Genomic DNA, 16,707 nt, shown 5'->3' with positions numbered 1-16,707 from the left:
AAGGGGTGTTGAAGTGAAAGAAAGTTTTCTATCATATAAAGAAGAAGAAAGGAATGCCAAAATCTTTTTGTGGGTGCTATACGTCATTGTTGTTTCATATCAAATTCTCTATGCAATCGTATTAGAAGATAAATCACTAACGGACAAGGGACATAGCATACTATGGCAAATTATTTGCGGAACTGCAATACTCGGTGTGAATGTATATTTAATAAAAAAAGAGAAAGTGAATTTTGTTAAATATGCATGTGTATTTGCATACATAGGAATAGAAATTGCTAACATACTTTCGTATATGCTTTATAATAAGGCGGCATTTGATGGGGTAAATATAATAGAAATTATTTTCATCTTCTTTGTACCTATATTTTTAAATAAAAAATATTTTGTGTTTGTACTTTCGACTATTGTAGGGAAATATGTAATTTACTTATTTGTATTAAAGGAAGTAAAAGGATTTATGTACCTCATTATGTATACACTCATATTAATAGCGGCATACATCATTTTAAATCGATTTATACAATACCTTTCAGCGGTAAAGGAAAGTATTAAGATTGCTAGTGAATCACAAAAATTAGCAGTAATCGGAAAGATGGCAGCGACAGTGGGACATGAAATTAAAAATCCACTTGCTTCATTAAAAGGGTTTACGCAATTACAACGAGAGAAGCATGAAGAGGACCCTATTTATAAACAGATGATTTTTGAAATAGAAAATATGAATAATATGATAAGTGAATTGATGGAAGTTGCTACATGTAAACCCTCTATTTATAAAAAACATAATATAGGTGAAATTGCATTACAAGCAGTAGCAATTCTTCGAGAAAAAATGAATGAGTCTAGTGTTCCGCTTATTTCTAATATCGAAGAAAAGATAATAGAAGTTGAATGTGATGAGCGGAAAATAAGAGGAGTCTTTCTATATGTCATAAAAAATGCTCTGGAGGCAATGGAGCAAGGTGGCACATTAGAGTTACGATTAGAAAATAAAGGACAAGATTATGTAATATTAAGTGTAATCGATAATGGTTACGGTATTAAGAAAGAAAATTTGGCTCGTGTTACAGAAGCTTTTTATACAACAAAACAAGATAAAATTGGTTTGGGACTTACGGTAGCAGATCGAATTGTCAACGAACACCTTGGTACGTTACATATTTCAAGTGAAAGAGATAAGGGAACGAGAATAGATATTATTCTTCCAAAAAAGTGTGGAAATAATGAAATACAAGTGGGAGAAAAGCTAGGGGTTACCATATGAATAAAGACGATATATTTAAAAATGAAGAAATGAAGGCGCTGAAAATATATTTAAGTTTATTTTTCATTATATTTTTTGTATACGATCTTGCCTACGAATTTATTGTACCTTTAATAGGAGGAGAGCAAGAAGGAGTAGGACAATTTGAAGATGGTTTAGGTTTATGGCTTTATTTTCTGATGGTGGTTCTATTTTGTACTGGAATATACTTTATGAAATGGAAAAATCCATTTGCAGTAAAGTATATTATTCTAATTGGATATAATCTATTAGATTTTATACATAATTTTATGATTTACTACGGTAGTGATACTGAGTTTGATGGTGGGAATATAGTAGAAGGATTTTTTATTTTATTTGCCCCACTCTTTGTGAATAAAAGATATTTTTGGTTAGTTCCGAGCATACTTGTTGGAAAATATGCTCTTATAGGAATCATTATTCATTCATCAATCGTTTTAATTCCGATGGCATTATATAGCGTATTTACTATCATATGTTGGATTATGTTTTTAAGGTTCCAATCTTACGTTCGTACGCTTGAGATGATGAATAAAGAAATACAACAAACAGAAAAGCTAGCAACTGTTGGGAAAATGGCTACAGTTATTGGTTACAAAATTAAAAGACCTTTAGCCAATTTAGATAAATTTGTGAATAAGCAAGCGATTAAATATCCAGAGGATAAAATATATAGTGATATTATGAAACAAGAAGTAGAACGAATTCATACAATCGCTACAGAACTTAGTGGATTTGAGAAATCTAAATCAATAGAATCAGAAGTTCATAATATAGAAGAAATTATCGCTTATGTTATTCGAGTTATGGGGAAGCCTGCTTTAAATCAAGGTGTGCACATACAAGGTATTTATAGTAAAGACATACCATCGATTACATGCGATGAAAAACGATTAAAACAAGTATTTTTTAATTTAATTAAAAATGCGATTGAAGCAATGTCAGTTGGCGGAACGATTACGATTAAAGTGACTGTAGAAGATGCAATCATTGTTCAAGTTAAGGATGAAGGTTGCGGTATTCCAAAAGACAAAATTCCGAAGCTAAATGAAGCCTTTTACACAACGAAAGAAACGGGAACAGGTTTAGGCTTAGTAGTTACAGAAAAAATTATTAAAGATCACAACGGTAAAATGAGTTTTGAAAGTGAAGTTGGGGTTGGAACGACGGTGAAGGTTATGTTGCCGATACAATAAAAAATATTTTAAAAAGGGAAATTACTTACGTGAAAGTGATTTCCCTTTTTTGTGAATAGAGATTCGAAAGTGTTTGCATTATTAGTACAGTATATATAATATAAATTACAAAATATGGATATTTATAAAATGATAGTATATAATGAGCTTGTCTGTTATTTGTTTTAATTCATTTGTATTTCTATTTGTTGGCCTCAATTATTGGGGCCTTTTTTTGTTAAATAAATTACTTTTAAGAGGGAACTAAATATTAGTGATTAGAAAAACAGAATATACTGCACTTTCAGTAATGCCAGGATTAATATAAAGTGATATCGCATCCCCTCTCGAAACTGGGTTTCCTGTTGTAGTACTAGTCCAAGTTACAGTAGCGGGACCTACCGCTGGGGTAGGATTATACACTTGAATTTGTCCAGAGCCAGTATCCGTAGGCTTAATCGAAAATGTTATAGTTCCTGTAATTTTGTCAGTAGTAGTGAAGGCGATAGTAGATAGGATGTAACTAGAGGTAGGAGCAGTGAGGTTTGTAGGGATATTTCTGCAAATATCAATCGTATAAACAGCAGCAGGTAAGTTATTTACATTTATAGATGCAGCAAAGCCAACTATACTACCGTCTCCAGCAGTGACATATGGAATAACATTAGAGTCAATTCCTGGAGAACCCGCTATACGCTGAAACCCACCATTCTTTCCTTGGAACACAATACTTTTCGCTGATGCACTACCTGCAGTGCCAGTAGGCCCGGTACTGCCAGAAGGTCCAGTATTGCCAGTCGGTCCAGTGCTGCCAGTGGGTCCGGTGTTGCCAGTAGATCCAGTGTTTCCGGTAGGCCCAGTGTTTCCGGTAGACCCAGTGTTACCAGAAGGTCCGGCGTTTCCGGTAGGCCCAGTATTTCCGGTAGGCCCAGTGTTACCAGAAGGTCCGGTGTTTCCGGTAGGCCCAGTGATGCCAGAAGGTCCGGTGTTTCCGGTAGATCCAGTATTTCCGGTAGGCCCAGTGATGCCAGAAGGTCCAGTATTTCCGGTAGGCCCAGTGATGCCAGAAGGTCCAGTGATGCCAGAAGGTCCAGTGATGCCGGAAGGTCCGGTGCTTCCGGTAGGCCCAGTATTTCCGGTAGGCCCAGTGTTACCAGAAGGTCCGGTGTTTCCGGTAGGCCCAGTGATGCCAGAAGGTCCGGTGTTTCCGGTAGATCCAGTATTTCCGGTAGGCCCAGTGATGCCAGAAGGTCCAGTACTACCAGTAGGTCCACTTTCTACTAATACAATATAATCTGGAGATACATGGGGAAACCCTTGAGGTGCATCTTTTTTTACAACATAGCCGCTGCTCGTATAAGTGACAACTTGTCCTGCTTTATAGTTAGGGGCTGCTGCTAGGCTAAATGCGGTAGTACTTTGTAAACCAGCTCCGGAAGGTCCAGTACTACCAGTAGGCCCAGTAGCCCCGGAAGGTCCAGTACTGCCAGTAGGCCCAGTAGCCCCGGAAGGTCCAGTACTGCCAGTAGGCCCAGTAGCTCCGGAAGGCCCAGTAGCTCCGGAAGGCCCAGTACTGCCGGTAGCCCCAGAAGGTCCCGTGTTCCCGTTAGAACCACTATTGCGTCTACCATCGCAACTAAAACAATTACGTGGGTACATGTATGTTCTCCTTTCTATATTTTGAAAATCTAGTTTTTAAAATAGAACTACTATATGTATATTACGGATTCTATATTTTTGTGTGGTCGATTGTATTGTAAATCTAGATTCCAAAAATAGGATGATTGTGTATTGTATATCGAATTTTTTTCAATAAATACAGAATAATAAGTAGTTATAAAATATCCATTACTTATTTTGAACACTCTATTTGTGTGGAAGATACAATGAAACATAAACCACATCCAGAGCCACTTGTGACATGCCTAAAAAGATTGAATATAGATGCACAAGAAGCGATATACATAGGTGACTCAGTATATGACTTACAATGCGCAAAACAAGCGGGAGCAAAGTTTGGTTTAGCACTGTGGGGAGCGAAGGCAAAGAAAGGATTCGAAGAGGCTGATTATATTTTTCAAACGCCTCATGAAATTTTAAGTTTAGTAAAAAGAGATAGCTAAATTAGCTATCTCTTTAAAAATTTATACCCACCATTTCTCTTGTGGAACCAAAGTAACATCCACATCAAAATTTTCTGTAAACCAATCATACATCACTGTCTCTTTCACTAAATATTCAGAGGCAGAGTGTGACACTCCGATGAGTGACATATTCGTTTCTTTTACGTAATCCATAATGAGTGAGTATTTATGCCTGCCGTAATCATTGTCGATATGGCAATGGATTTCTCCAGTAATATATGCTTCAGCGCCTTTTGCTTCTGCTTCTTTCATGAGAGATACGACATCTCCACATCCCGCGATAATTGCAATCTTTTTGAGGGAATCATGTTGGTTACCTTCGAAGTCTGTATAAGGAATATGGAAGGTATTTTTTAGACGCTTTTGGAGTGCTTCTGTGGATGTTTCATCTATTTCACAAATAAGGCCAACTGGCTCTTGTTCTGGACCTTCATATGCAAAACCTTCAACTACATGAGCATGTAAGGACTTTGCAATTGAAATGCTCGTTCCATGCGTTTGATGAACATCCATTGGTCCGTGACATGTATATATAGAAAGTTGTTTTTCTTTAATCGCTTGTAAATATTTTTCAGGTATTGGAATAAAGCCACGCCCTGATTTTCCAAGCGGATCACCGCATTCCATTACAAGTGGGTGGTGCATAAAAAGTAAATCACCAGATGTAGATTGTGAAATGAATGTTTCAAGAACGTCATCTGTAGGAAAAACAGCTAAAAATACTTTATTTACATTTTCGGCTCCTCGTATCATAAGACCGTTAAATAGCTCTACAAAATTGGTTTCGAAAAATTGTTGCCACGGAAATTGGATAGGATCATATACAGCTGGGATAAATCGGCTAAAGGCACTATCTTTTCCATATTTTTCGATTTGGAATAAATGATTGAGTGATTGTTCTATGTCTTTTAAAGCTCGCATGTTGTATTATCCTCCTTGAACTGGTTCTTGTTCTATTAGTTGTTTTTCATAGCAAAATAGGAAGCGGATAGGAAACAAATAAAGCCTAGAATCCAACCAATAGAAGGAGAATAGGGAAGTATATGTTGTAATACCATTCCGCTAGAAATAAAAAAGCTACCGAGTAGACCTAAAAAGATGGGGTATCGTAGTAATTTGAGCATGAGTAATACAACCTCCTTTATCACATACATTGTATATTAGTCTTAATTTTCTGTATATATTTTTCGAGAAAAATAGTGGTACAATATATGAAGGATACGAGAAGAGAGGATGAAGATTAACGTATGTACGTTACTGTAACAGAAGCAGCATATAAAAAGATTATGGATACGATTCCAAATGAAGCGAAATATATAAAGTTATTTTACGATAATGAAGGTTGCGGTTGTGTAATGAGCGGAATTATCGATTTAGTAGCTGTAGCAGAAAAAGATGAGCGCGATGTGGATATCGAATCCAGCACAATGAACTTTATCGCTGATCGTACAAAACTTGTATTTATGGACGACAAGTTAACAGTTGATTGGCATGAAGGTGGAGGAACTTTTCAGCTGAAGAGTCCGAGCCAATTTTATAATCCAAACATGAAGTTACACGTTCGAGTGTAGTAAAGAAAGGTGGTTCCAAAATGTATTTTGGAACCACCTTTTCTATTGTATAAGTCGCTATATTTAAAAAATCGTTGATATAATTCGAGTTGCGCTGATATATTCGAAAAATCACCGATATAATTTCATGTACCAAAACGTTGCATATAATACAAAGATTTTTTCACATAATGAAATGTACATATGATTGAATTTTCTGTATAATCGTATTTGCGGAGGGGATACGCATGAGAAGATGGGGAATTGAATTATTAATTTTAGCAGTCGTTATTATTTGGGGGATTAATTTTACGATTGCGAAATATGGACTTTTAGAATTTACAGCAATTGAGTTTACTGCACTTCGGATGATATCGGCGGCACCGCTTATGTTACTCCTTACATTTTTTATTGAAAAGTCGGTTTATATGGAGCGAAAGGATATACCTAGATTATTCATCGTTAGCGTTGTAGGTATTATACTGTATCAAACATTATTTATGGAAACTGTCAAATATACATCCGCTACAAATGCCTCTTTACTCATTTCTATTTCACCTATTTTTACAACGTTATTTGCGATTTTCTTGAAACAAGAAAAATTTTCTTCTCGAAAGTTAATCGGTTCTATGATTGCTTTTGGTGGGGCAGCATTAGTTTTAGTAGCAGGGCATTCACTTGCTAGTTCTTTTTATGGAAATGGGATTGGACTCATTACATCAATATGCTGGGGGCTTTATCCTGTTTTAGCTGGTCCATTAATTCAAAAATATTCAGCACTACGTGTTACCGCATGGTCAGCATTAGTTGGTGCGATTCCGCTCTTATTGTTAAGTGGACCACACGTATTTATAATGCCATTTCACATTACACACGGAATGACACTATTCGCTTTACTATATTCTATTTTCTTTGTAACAGTGTTTGGTTTAGTAATGTGGTATGTTGGAGTTCAAAAAATTGGGGCGTCACATACGATGGTATATATGTATATAACGCCGCTTGTAGCTGTTTTATTTGCAGCTGTATGGGCAAATGAATATGTATCATTTCAACAAATAATTGGTGGAATTATTATTTTCTTCGGTTTATGGTTTGTGAAATCGGAGAAAGTAAAAGTGCATTCTACTGCGGGGGAACCTATATCAAAATAGGAAAACAGATCACCTATGATCTGCTTTCCTATTTTTTTATTTTTGGTAAGAAGATGAGAAATAAGATAGCAGTAATAAGTGGAATTAAGTTTAAAAATGGAATACGGAAGAGTGTAATAAGAATAATACCTGGGAGAAGAACACCGAGGACAGCGTAAAAAATGCTATGATTTTTCGTGTACCAATACAATGAAAGTCCAATAAGTGCAGGGATAATAAGGTGGATGAGAGCCATTAAAAAATAAATCATTAGACGCCCCCTTTATTTGTGTATTTATTACATCATATCCGTATGTTCATAGATTGATATCATTTTTTTCATAAATGGACGAAAAAAGTTTGAAAAACCGTCACAAAATATGAGAATATGATGTTTGAAATCTTGTATAATATTATTTTCTAAAAACATTTAAACAACATAAACATACTGTTTATGTTGTTTTTAATTTGAGTGAAATGAATTTAAGGAATATGCATTTAAAAGAAATTTTTTGTTGGATAGATAAGAACGAATGAAGAGAGGTACAGCATGATTAGTATGTCATTAAGGTCATTTAAAATTCAATCGTATTATATACTAGGTATTTTGTTAATAGGATGGATGCTAACACCTTTTTCAGCACATTTTTTAGGCGCTGGAATTGGGCTTATTGTAAGTATGTATTGCGTTTGGCTTTTAGGGAGAAGAATTGAGAAGCTTGGAGATAGTATTGTAAAGAAAACGAAAGCACCGACGCTCGGTATGTTTAATCGTTTTGCCGCTGCTATTTTAGGTGCTATTATTATGTACGAAATTGAGCACCACATGGTTATGTGGGCATTTGCAGTAGGGATTATGGGTGGTTATTTCTTAATCGTTGTGAATTTAGGATACTATAGTATGAAAGATGAGAAAGAATTAACGAAGAGATAAAAAGATAAAAAGCCTCTTTTTAGATGGAATAGAGGATCCAGCGGGGGATAGAAGCGGTTAGGGACTGTTTTAGCCCCACGCGGAGTAAAACCAGAAGGATGTAGGGAGTAGGGATATAATTTATATGTTAGAAGCCGTGATTTGTCTGTGTGGAAATGAGGTTATTCTGGGATAGGGGATTCTGCGAGGGGGAGTACAACAGGAAGTGAAACTTTGAATAAAATGTAGGTATCTGCTTCCAATAAGTTAACATGAAATCAAGTATGAGTATGACTTTTAGGTTCTTTAAAAAAGTTGGATATAATACAAAAAACTATTCCGATAATTAGAATAATATATTTTATCGTTTCACTTGTATGCTCAAATAAATGAACGTTAAGCATTACAAGTCCCCAAAACATTTGGATCGCTCCATAACTGAATAAAATTTTTCCTGTACGAGAAAAGTTTTTCATAGGTTTCACCCCTTCCTATATATGTAAATTATATCATAGAAAACTAAAAGTAAATAACTATAAAGAGAAAATTCTGTAAATTAACGAACTAAGTCACAGATGAGAGATTAACGTTTCACTTTATATAAGATAAAGTAAGAAGCTTACGCAAAAACGTAAGCTTCTTTTTTATGTAAGTGTGTGTAACCGTTAAGCCGCATTGGGTTTTGTCGGTGAGTACGCGAAACTTTACGGTTACACGACACTTATTCATATGAGTAAAGGGTGATTCCAACAGAAAGTTTGCACTTAAGCGATTGGGCCGCCTAAGTTAATAATGTCTTCAGATACGCTGTCGAACTTTTTGAAGTTAGCTTTGAATTCATTTGCAAGTTCGATTGCTTTTGCTTTGTAAGCAGCTTTATCAGCCCAAGTTTGTTCAGGCATTAACACTTCGTCAGGTACACCTGGTACGTGAAGTGGAACTTCAAGACCGAAGATGTCATGTTTAGCTGTTTCAGTTTTCGCAAGTTCACCGCTTAATGCCGATTGAATCATTGCGCGAGTGTAACCTAAGTTCATACGTTTACCAACGCCGTATTCGCCACCAGTCCAGCCAGTGTTTACTAAGAATACTTTCGCATCGTGTTTCTCGATCTTTTCACCAAGCATTTCAGCATAGCGAGATGCATCAAGTGGTAAGAATGGTGAACCGAAGCAAGTTGAGAATGTTGCTTGCGGAGATGTAACGCCGCGCTCTGTTCCTGCTAGTTTACTAGTATAACCACTTAAGAAATGGTACATAGCTTGTTCTTTTGATAACTTACTGATTGGAGGCAATACGCCTGATGCATCAGCAGTTAAGAAGATGATTGTATTTGGGTGTCCTGCAACACTTGGCAGTACGATATTGTCGATCGCATGCATAGGGTATGCAGCACGAGTATTTTCTGTTAAAGTAGTATCGTTATAGTCTGCGATACGCGTTTGGTCATTAATGATAACGTTTTCTAAAACAGATCCAAATGTGATTGCATCGAAAATTTGTGGTTCTTTCTCGTGAGAAAGGTTTACACATTTTGCGTAGCAACCGCCTTCAATATTGAATACACCGTTATCAGACCAACCGTGCTCATCATCACCGATTAATTTACGGTTTGGATCAGCAGATAATGTTGTTTTACCTGTTCCAGATAAACCGAAGAATAGTGCTACGTCGCCTTCTTCACCTACGTTTGCAGAGCAATGCATAGAAAGGATATCTTGTTCAGGTAATAAGAAGTTCATAATAGAGAAGATTGATTTTTTCATTTCTCCAGCGTATTCTGTACCACCAATTAGTACGATACGTTTTTCGAATGAAACCATAATGAATGCTTCAGAGTTTGTACCGTCAACAGCTGGATCAGCTTTGAAATTCGGTGCAGAAACAATTGTAAACTCTGATTCATGAGTTGTTAATTCTTCTTCAGTTGGACGAATGAATAATTGATGTACAAATAAATTGTGCCATGCATATTCATTAATAACTTGAATTGGTAGGCGGTAATTGCGGTCAGCGCCTGCAAATCCTTTGAAGACGAATAACTCTTCTTTCTCTTTTAAGTATTCTAAAACTTTCGTATATAATTTATTAAAATGTTCTTCAGAAATCGGTTGGTTCACTGCTCCCCAAGCAATTTTGTCAGCAACCGATGCTTCTTTCACAATAAATTTATCTTTAGGAGAACGTCCTGTATATTTTCCAGTTGAAGCAGAAACGGCACCAGTCGAAGTTAATTTCCCTTCATTTCGCATTAATACTTTTTCCACTAATTGCGGAACACTTAGTTGAATCTGTGCATTGCTTCCGTTCAATAATTCGTGTAAACCAATTTGGACATTCACAGTACTCATATTTATATACCATCCTTTTCATTTAATGAAATATTTCTCGTAATCCCCAACAAGAGTATAACACAATTATATAAATAATGTATACTATTTATTTCTTTTTGTTTGTGTGAATGAATTATTTCCTTATTAATATTTCATTTCAGGCGCACTGAGAAAAACTTTCAGGAAAATGTGAATATTAATTGACAAATGAATATCATTTCTTTAGTATAGGTTGGGACGGATACTCTCTTATCCCGAGCTGGCGGAGGGACAGGCCCGATGAAGCCCAGCAACCTCACTTGTATTGGTAAACACAAGTGAATAGGTGCTAAAACCTGTGCGAGGCTACAGGTCTCGAACGATAAGAGCGAAGGGCAAAAAGCAGTATGCAAGTAGCAAATTAAACCTTTCCTCTCTATTATGTAGGAAAGGTTTTTCTGTATGCTTGTGTGGGAGAATAAATGTATGTCGCAATCTGTGGCAAATTAAGGATGAGTTCCGTACAATATATACAATTACTGTAGGGAGGTTTACCACATGACAAAAAAACGTCATCTGTTCACATCTGAGTCTGTAACTGAAGGACATCCAGATAAAATTTGTGACCAAATTTCTGATTCAATTTTAGATGCGATCTTATCAAAAGACGCAAATGCACGTGTAGCTTGTGAAACAACTGTAACAACTGGTTTAGTATTGGTAGCGGGGGAAATTACGACTTCTACTTACGTAGATATTCCAAAAATCGTTCGTGAAACAATTCAAGGCATTGGTTACACACGCGCAAAATACGGATTCGATGCAGAAACTTGTGCAGTTTTAACATCTATCGATGAGCAATCTGCTGACATCGCTATGGGTGTTGACCAAGCGCTAGAAGCACGCGAAGGTCAAATGACTGACGCTGAGATTGAGGCAATTGGTGCAGGAGACCAAGGTTTAATGTTTGGTTTCGCATGTAATGAAACACAAGAGTTAATGCCACTTCCAATCTCGCTTGCTCACAAATTAGCTCGCCGTTTAACTGAAGTACGTAAAGATGATACATTATCATACCTACGTCCGGATGGAAAAACGCAAGTTACAGTTGAGTATGATGAAAATGGTAAACCGGTACGTGTTGATACTATCGTAATTTCTACACAACATCACCCAGATGTTACATGGGAAGAAATCGATCGCGACTTAAAAGAGCACGTAATTAAAGCTGTAGTACCAGCAGAATTAATGGATGGAGAAACAAAATTCTTCATTAACCCAACTGGCCGCTTCGTAATTGGTGGACCACAAGGTGATGCTGGTTTAACAGGACGTAAAATCATCGTTGATACTTACGGTGGATACGCTCGCCACGGTGGCGGTGCATTCTCTGGTAAAGATGCAACAAAAGTTGACCGTTCTGCAGCATATGCAGCTCGTTATGTTGCGAAAAACATCGTAGCAGCTGGTCTTGCTGAAAAAGCAGAAGTACAACTTGCATACGCAATCGGTGTAGCACAACCAGTATCAATTTCAGTTGATACATTCGGCACTGGTAAAGTATCTGAAGACGTACTAGTAGAACTAGTTCGTAACAACTTCGATCTTCGCCCAGCTGGTATTATTAAAATGCTAGACTTACGTCGCCCAATTTACAAACAAACAGCAGCTTACGGCCACTTCGGACGTACTGATGTAGATCTATCATGGGAACGTACAGACAAAGCTGCAGCTTTAAAAGAGCAAGCTGGTCTATAATATATGAAAAAAAGCTTTGCGCGGTGAGCGCAAAGCTTTTTTTATTTATAATTACGTTGGAATAAAGCGAAGAGTTCAATGTCATGCCAAGTGCCGTTGCGGAATATAGCTTCTTTACAAGTTCCTTCATGTTGAAAACCGAGTGATTTATATAATTTAATTGCTCTATCGTTAAAAGAAAATACTCGTAAAGAAAGGCGATGTAAATTTAATTCTAAAAATGCATAATTCAATAATAAGGTGAAAGCTTCCTTCCCATAACCTTGCCCCCAGTAATCCTTTTTACCAATATCAATAATGCATTCAGCGTTTCGATTATATGAATCAATATGAATTAAAGACGTAATACCAATTGGAAGGTTCGTAGCTTTTTCTTCAATGATATAGCTCTTAGAGTTTGGAGAATGAATAAATTGCTGGCAAAGTTTTTCTGTATCTTGTAAGGAATATTTATCAAGGTTAAGTGTAGTTGAACTCATAACGTCTATATCATTATGCCATTTATAATACGTTAGAATATCATCTTCGGAAAACTTTCGTAACTGGATACGGTTTGATTCAAACAATATAAGCCCACCTTTTGTATTTACTAGTTTTTGTTCATTATTTCAATACACGAGCTACAATAAATGTGTCCTTCTAGTTCAATATACTTTCTTATATTAGTCATACCACTTGACGGAAATGGCATATGAATCCACGCTTTTTCATACGTTTGTATTTCTTTCCCGCATGATTTACAAAGGATTGGTTTCTTCTTGAACATATGTAATTACCCTTTCATTTGACGTGCTTTGCCTGCGCAAAAAGCACTGCTTAGTAAAAATAGTGTTGCGCATATAATACTTACTGATGTAGCGTATGGAATTGCGCCTTTTAGAGAAAAGCCAACAGTGATGGAAGCGACGAATAAGAGGATGAATGTTGTTGTTAATTTTTTGTATAGTTCCATAATATGTAGACCTCCGATTTATTTGGTAGTGCAATTTTAAAAACTGAATTTTAATCTGTAGAAAATACCAAAAAGTTAAAGGTTAGCTAACGATGTGAAGTCTAGGGGGATAAGAAAGGATGTTTTCATTTTCCTTTTTGTGGGTTAGTATACTTATATTGTATCATGGCCCATTGTTGGCTTCATACATAATTGTGTAAAGATATGTATGATAAAATGAAGAAAAGTCTTTAAGAAAGGAAAGATGAAAAAATGAGCGTAACCGAACATAAAAAACAAGCGCCAAAAGAAGTACGTTGTAAGATCGTGACGATTTCCGATACACGTACAGAAGAGACAGATAAGAGCGGACAACTATTACATGCATTGCTAAAAGAAGCAGGACATACAGTGACTTCTTATGAAATTGTAAAAGATGATAAAGAAAGTATTCAGCAGGCAGTATTAGCTGGTTATCATAGGGAAGATGTAGACGTTGTATTAACAAATGGCGGAACTGGTATTACGAAACGCGATGTGACGATTGAAGCAGTATCAGCGTTATTACATAAAGAAATTGTTGGATTTGGTGAGTTGTTCCGCATGATTAGTTATTTAGAAGATATCGGAAGCAGCGCAATGTTAAGCAGAGCGATTGGTGGCACAATTGGGCGCAAAGTAGTTTTCTCGATGCCAGGATCGAGCGGAGCGGTTCACCTTGCGATGAATAAATTAATTTTACCAGAACTAGGTCATATTACATTTGAGTTGCATCGCCAATGAGTAAGTGGGCTGGAATTGTATTAGCGGGTGGTATGTCGAGTAGATTCGGTGAGCCGAAAGCATTAGCAAGCTGGCAAGGGAGTACTTTTATTGAGCATATTTTGAAAGTGATGACAAGTGCGCTCCAAGAAGTTGTAGTCATTAGTCATTCTCATATAAAAGAGAGAGTAGAGAAATTCGTACAAGTGCCTGTTATCGAAGATATTCCGCATTATAAAGGGGACGGGCCACTTGCTGGAATTGTATCAGGAATGGAATATATAGAAGCAGATTGGTACGCTATTATGCCATGCGATGCGCCAAATGTTTCGCAAGAATGGTTTACCATTTTGCTAGAGCAAACGAGCAATGAATACGATGCGGTTGTACCTATTATTAATGGAAGGAAACAACCGTTACTTGCAGCGTATCATAACCGCGTGAAAGAAAAGATTTATGCTTTGCTTCAGAAAGAAAAAAGAAGTATGGGCCAGCTTTTATCACAATGTAATGTGAAATATATTGCTGGTGAAGATGTACAAGCGAATGCGGATTGGTTTATAAATGTGAATACGAAAGAAGAATATGTGCAGGCTCAAAAAGACCTTTCAAATGAATGAAAGGTTTTTTGGTATACAGAAATTGGGGAACAATTACTGTATAAAGGTATGTGAGTAAGTTGATTTTAAGGGGAATTTCTTAAAATCACTATACAGTTAAAATAATGTATAACCATATATTAATTTTTATGGGTTTTTATTACAAGTCTATTTAGTTATGTTTATTTTTGTTATAATGAATATAGGAATAAGGTGATATTTCACCTTGTGTATCATTTATCCCGCATTAACGGGCAGTAAGACCCACACCTCAAAATTCAGCGAAAGCAAAGAAGTTAAGTGGGGGTCGGGCTGATTAAAGTTTCACTTTATTTAAGTAAAGTTTACAACTGTGTAATAAACTCCCTTCTTTTTTTGAAGGGAGTTTTTCTATTTAAGCAAGCAGCTCTGATGCGTTATGCTGAAGGACTTCTTCATATTCGTTAAGCAAGTCACGAAAAATCTCATCCCAGCTCTTTGATTTCGCATAAGATGAAGCTGCTATTCCCATCTGCTCCAGTTTTTCTTCATTTTGTAATAAAGAATAAATGGATGATAGAAATGCGTCCTCATTTTTGGGCGGACAAAGAACTCCCGTTTTTCCATCTGTAATAATATTTTTAACCCCGCCACCATTTGCACCGATGACAGGTGTACCGCATGCAAGCGATTCAAGTACAACATTTCCGAATGTTTCAGTAGCTGATGGAAATACCATGATGTTAGAACAAGCATATGCTTCAGCTAAATCTACGCCTTGTAAATAGCCAGTAAACGTGACATTTGTTTGCGGAACAGTTTCACGCAAATTTGTTGCTAGAGGACCGTCTCCTGCTATAAGCCAATGAATATCGTTTCGAGTATGCGTTGATTTAACGATAAGATTTTGCAACGTATCAATATCTTTTTCAGGAGCAATCCGTCCAACATAGGAAAGGACATACTTCGCTGTAATATTATATTTTTTTCGGAATAGGTCTGTATTGTAAGATGGATGAAAGAGTGTGCAATCTACACCACGTCCCCATATAGAGAGAGCTTGAAAGCCTTTATGTTTTAATTGATGTAATGTTTCAGGGGAGGGAACGAAATTTTTTTGCATATGACTATGAAACCACTTTAAATAGTTCCAAAGTATATTGGAGAGAAATTCAATTTTGTAATAGCGTAAATAAGCATCGAAATCAGTATGATAAGAACCGACAACTGGGATGTTTAACTTTTTTGCGTAATACAGTCCACAAAGTCCCATGTTGAAAGGTGTGGCAATGTGAATCATGTCAGGTTTAAAGGCAAGAAGTTCTCGTTTAATGCGCGGAGTAGGAAAAGAAAACCGACATTCTGGATATAATATTGTTAACGGGATACTTCTCATCTTATTCACATTCGCTACGAAATTATCTTCAGCTGTATGCTGAGGAGCGAAAACAGAATAGGCGATTTTTTCTCTCTGAAAATATCGTGTTAACCGCGCTAACGTTTTCGCAACCCCGTTCACTTGTGGCGTAAAAGTATCGGTAAAAATGGCGACTCTCATCATATCACTCCTTTATGTGAAAAGTGGGATGAATTGATAAAAAGAGATGATGCCAGAGCAAGTGCCGAGGCACATACCGACGAATACATCAGACGGATAGTGAAGCCCTAAATAAATGCGCGAAATACCAACGCATAATGCTAACGGTAATAGAAAGACAAGTAAGCTTGGATTATAGCAAATAAATGGAATAAAGACAGAGAAAACGGCTGTTGTGTGACCAGACGGGAAAGAGTGGTCTTGTAATGGATGGACTGGATATTTTGCATCCTGAATTGTTAAATAAGGACGTTTTCGCGGATACCATCTTTTTAATATTTGCACAGGAATATGGCTAATTGCTAACGAAATAGCAGTTGCAATTGCAGCTTGGTGCAAAGTTCCATCTGCGAAGATTAAAAAGAATAGTGTGAGTGCGATGGAGAAAGTCGCGCCACCGATATGAGTAATATTGCTGAAAAAGACATTTAACGTTTTTTGATCAAAGTATTGGTTAATTCCTTTGAAAATGTAACATTCTATTTTATACAGTCCACTGACCTTCATGAAAATTCTCCTCCCTCGTTTACATATATATGGAGATATTAGCTTTTATTTTAATAAGA

The 16,707-nt window shown here is 36.5% G+C and carries 19 protein-coding genes, 1 pseudogene and 1 riboswitch; of the genes and pseudogenes, 9 read left to right on the top strand and 11 right to left on the bottom strand.

The genetic code is table 11. The annotated features are described in order from the left end of the window. The first annotated feature begins 13 nt into the window (after positions 1-13). Together AC0NJG_RS24260 and AC0NJG_RS24255 are read left to right on the top strand one after the other, a co-directional pair. Positions 14-1,267 carry an ATP-binding protein gene (locus tag AC0NJG_RS24260; protein ID WP_087954012.1) on the top strand — a complete coding sequence of 418 codons (1,254 nt, stop codon included), beginning with the start codon at positions 14-16 and terminating at the stop codon, positions 1,265-1,267. Continuing rightward, entirely contained in the window at positions 1,264-2,484 is a 1,221-nt protein-coding gene (locus tag AC0NJG_RS24255; protein ID WP_143881612.1) for an ATP-binding protein, read from the top strand. The genes AC0NJG_RS24260 and AC0NJG_RS24255 overlap by 4 nt, the downstream gene beginning before the upstream one ends. A 243-nt stretch (positions 2,485-2,727) precedes the next feature. Here AC0NJG_RS24255 and AC0NJG_RS24250 read toward each other — a convergent pair whose 3' ends face one another. Further along, a complete protein-coding gene (locus AC0NJG_RS24250) occupies positions 2,728-4,122 on the bottom strand; it encodes a collagen-like domain-containing protein (protein ID WP_474063546.1) in 1,395 nt (464 codons plus the stop codon). A gap of 191 nt (positions 4,123-4,313) precedes the next feature. On the opposite strand from AC0NJG_RS24250, the pseudogene AC0NJG_RS24245 reads away from it, so the two are divergent. Next, positions 4,314-4,586 (top strand): annotated as a pseudogene (locus AC0NJG_RS24245) (HAD family hydrolase); the annotation flags it as partial. A gap of 21 nt (positions 4,587-4,607) precedes the next feature. Here AC0NJG_RS24245 and AC0NJG_RS24240 read toward each other — a convergent pair. Then, complete coding sequence (locus AC0NJG_RS24240) at positions 4,608-5,528, bottom strand: Nif3-like dinuclear metal center hexameric protein (RefSeq protein WP_474063545.1); 921 nt, start codon at positions 5,526-5,528, stop codon at positions 4,608-4,610. 35 nt (positions 5,529-5,563) lie between these two features. Beyond that, positions 5,564-5,731, bottom strand: a complete 168-nt coding sequence (locus tag AC0NJG_RS24235; RefSeq protein ID WP_199190968.1) for a hypothetical protein — start codon at positions 5,729-5,731, stop codon at positions 5,564-5,566. A gap of 123 nt (positions 5,732-5,854) precedes the next feature. Between AC0NJG_RS24235 and AC0NJG_RS24230 the strand changes: the two genes are divergently transcribed. After that, positions 5,855-6,178, top strand: coding sequence for an iron-sulfur cluster biosynthesis family protein (locus AC0NJG_RS24230; RefSeq protein WP_000289565.1), 324 nt, complete (start codon positions 5,855-5,857; stop codon positions 6,176-6,178). 227 nt (positions 6,179-6,405) lie between these two features. Continuing rightward, positions 6,406-7,311 carry a DMT family transporter gene (locus AC0NJG_RS24225; protein ID WP_173601188.1) on the top strand — a complete coding sequence of 302 codons (906 nt, stop codon included), beginning with the start codon at positions 6,406-6,408 and terminating at the stop codon, positions 7,309-7,311. A gap of 28 nt (positions 7,312-7,339) precedes the next feature. Here the strand turns inward: AC0NJG_RS24225 and AC0NJG_RS24220 are convergent, their stop codons facing one another. After that, positions 7,340-7,561 carry a hypothetical protein gene (locus AC0NJG_RS24220; RefSeq protein WP_000639042.1) on the bottom strand — a complete coding sequence of 74 codons (222 nt, stop codon included), beginning with the start codon at positions 7,559-7,561 and terminating at the stop codon, positions 7,340-7,342. Positions 7,562-7,840: 279 nt separating this feature from the next. Here AC0NJG_RS24220 and AC0NJG_RS24215 point away from each other — a divergent pair, with 279 nt between their 5' ends. After that, complete coding sequence (locus AC0NJG_RS24215; RefSeq protein WP_048551200.1) at positions 7,841-8,224, top strand: ATP synthase subunit I; 384 nt, start codon at positions 7,841-7,843, stop codon at positions 8,222-8,224. A 257-nt stretch (positions 8,225-8,481) separates the two neighbouring features. Here the strand turns inward: AC0NJG_RS24215 and AC0NJG_RS24210 are convergent, their stop codons facing one another. Then, on the bottom strand, positions 8,482-8,679 hold the full coding sequence (locus tag AC0NJG_RS24210) for a hypothetical protein (RefSeq protein WP_087954021.1): 198 nt from the start codon (positions 8,677-8,679) through the stop codon (positions 8,482-8,484). Between the two features lie 288 nt (positions 8,680-8,967). Then, positions 8,968-10,554 (bottom strand): phosphoenolpyruvate carboxykinase (ATP), encoded by a 1,587-nt coding sequence (gene pckA, locus AC0NJG_RS24205; protein WP_000108805.1) that lies wholly within the window; start codon positions 10,552-10,554, stop codon positions 8,968-8,970. Positions 10,555-10,782: 228 nt separating this feature from the next. Beyond that, positions 10,783-10,904, top strand: a riboswitch (SAM riboswitch). Positions 10,905-11,073: 169 nt separating this feature from the next. On the opposite strand from pckA, the gene metK reads away from it, so the two are divergent. Then, a complete protein-coding gene (metK, locus tag AC0NJG_RS24200; protein ID WP_000163123.1) occupies positions 11,074-12,273 on the top strand; it encodes a methionine adenosyltransferase in 1,200 nt (399 codons plus the stop codon). A 41-nt stretch (positions 12,274-12,314) separates the two neighbouring features. Here the strand turns inward: metK and AC0NJG_RS24195 are convergent, their stop codons facing one another. From AC0NJG_RS24195 to AC0NJG_RS24185, 3 genes are read right to left on the bottom strand one after another with little or no spacing between them, the layout of a single operon-like run. Next, complete coding sequence (locus AC0NJG_RS24195) at positions 12,315-12,839, bottom strand: GNAT family N-acetyltransferase (protein WP_087954022.1); 525 nt, start codon at positions 12,837-12,839, stop codon at positions 12,315-12,317. 23 nt (positions 12,840-12,862) lie between these two features. After that, entirely contained in the window at positions 12,863-13,039 is a 177-nt protein-coding gene (locus AC0NJG_RS24190) for a hypothetical protein (protein ID WP_087954023.1), read from the bottom strand. Positions 13,040-13,045: 6 nt separating this feature from the next. Then, entirely contained in the window at positions 13,046-13,225 is a 180-nt protein-coding gene (locus tag AC0NJG_RS24185; RefSeq protein ID WP_087954024.1) for a hypothetical protein, read from the bottom strand. A 252-nt stretch (positions 13,226-13,477) separates the two neighbouring features. On the opposite strand from AC0NJG_RS24185, the gene AC0NJG_RS24180 reads away from it, so the two are divergent. Continuing rightward, a complete protein-coding gene (locus AC0NJG_RS24180; protein WP_087954025.1) occupies positions 13,478-13,987 on the top strand; it encodes a MogA/MoaB family molybdenum cofactor biosynthesis protein in 510 nt (169 codons plus the stop codon). Next, positions 13,984-14,586: a molybdenum cofactor guanylyltransferase gene (locus tag AC0NJG_RS24175; RefSeq protein ID WP_087995844.1), complete on the top strand. Its 603-nt coding sequence runs from the start codon at positions 13,984-13,986 to the stop codon at positions 14,584-14,586. Before AC0NJG_RS24180 ends, AC0NJG_RS24175 begins: the two co-directional genes overlap by 4 nt. 373 nt (positions 14,587-14,959) lie before the next feature. Here the strand turns inward: AC0NJG_RS24175 and AC0NJG_RS24170 are convergent, their stop codons facing one another. Then, a complete protein-coding gene (locus AC0NJG_RS24170) occupies positions 14,960-16,102 on the bottom strand; it encodes a glycosyltransferase family 4 protein (protein WP_474063544.1) in 1,143 nt (380 codons plus the stop codon). 12 nt (positions 16,103-16,114) lie between these two features. After that, entirely contained in the window at positions 16,115-16,648 is a 534-nt protein-coding gene (locus tag AC0NJG_RS24165; RefSeq protein WP_088326668.1) for a phosphatase PAP2 family protein, read from the bottom strand. Positions 16,649-16,707 lie beyond the last annotated feature (59 nt).

This window comes from Bacillus sp. SSR7 (assembly GCF_055902415.1).
This window is presented reverse-complemented; position numbering and strand designations above follow the sequence as displayed.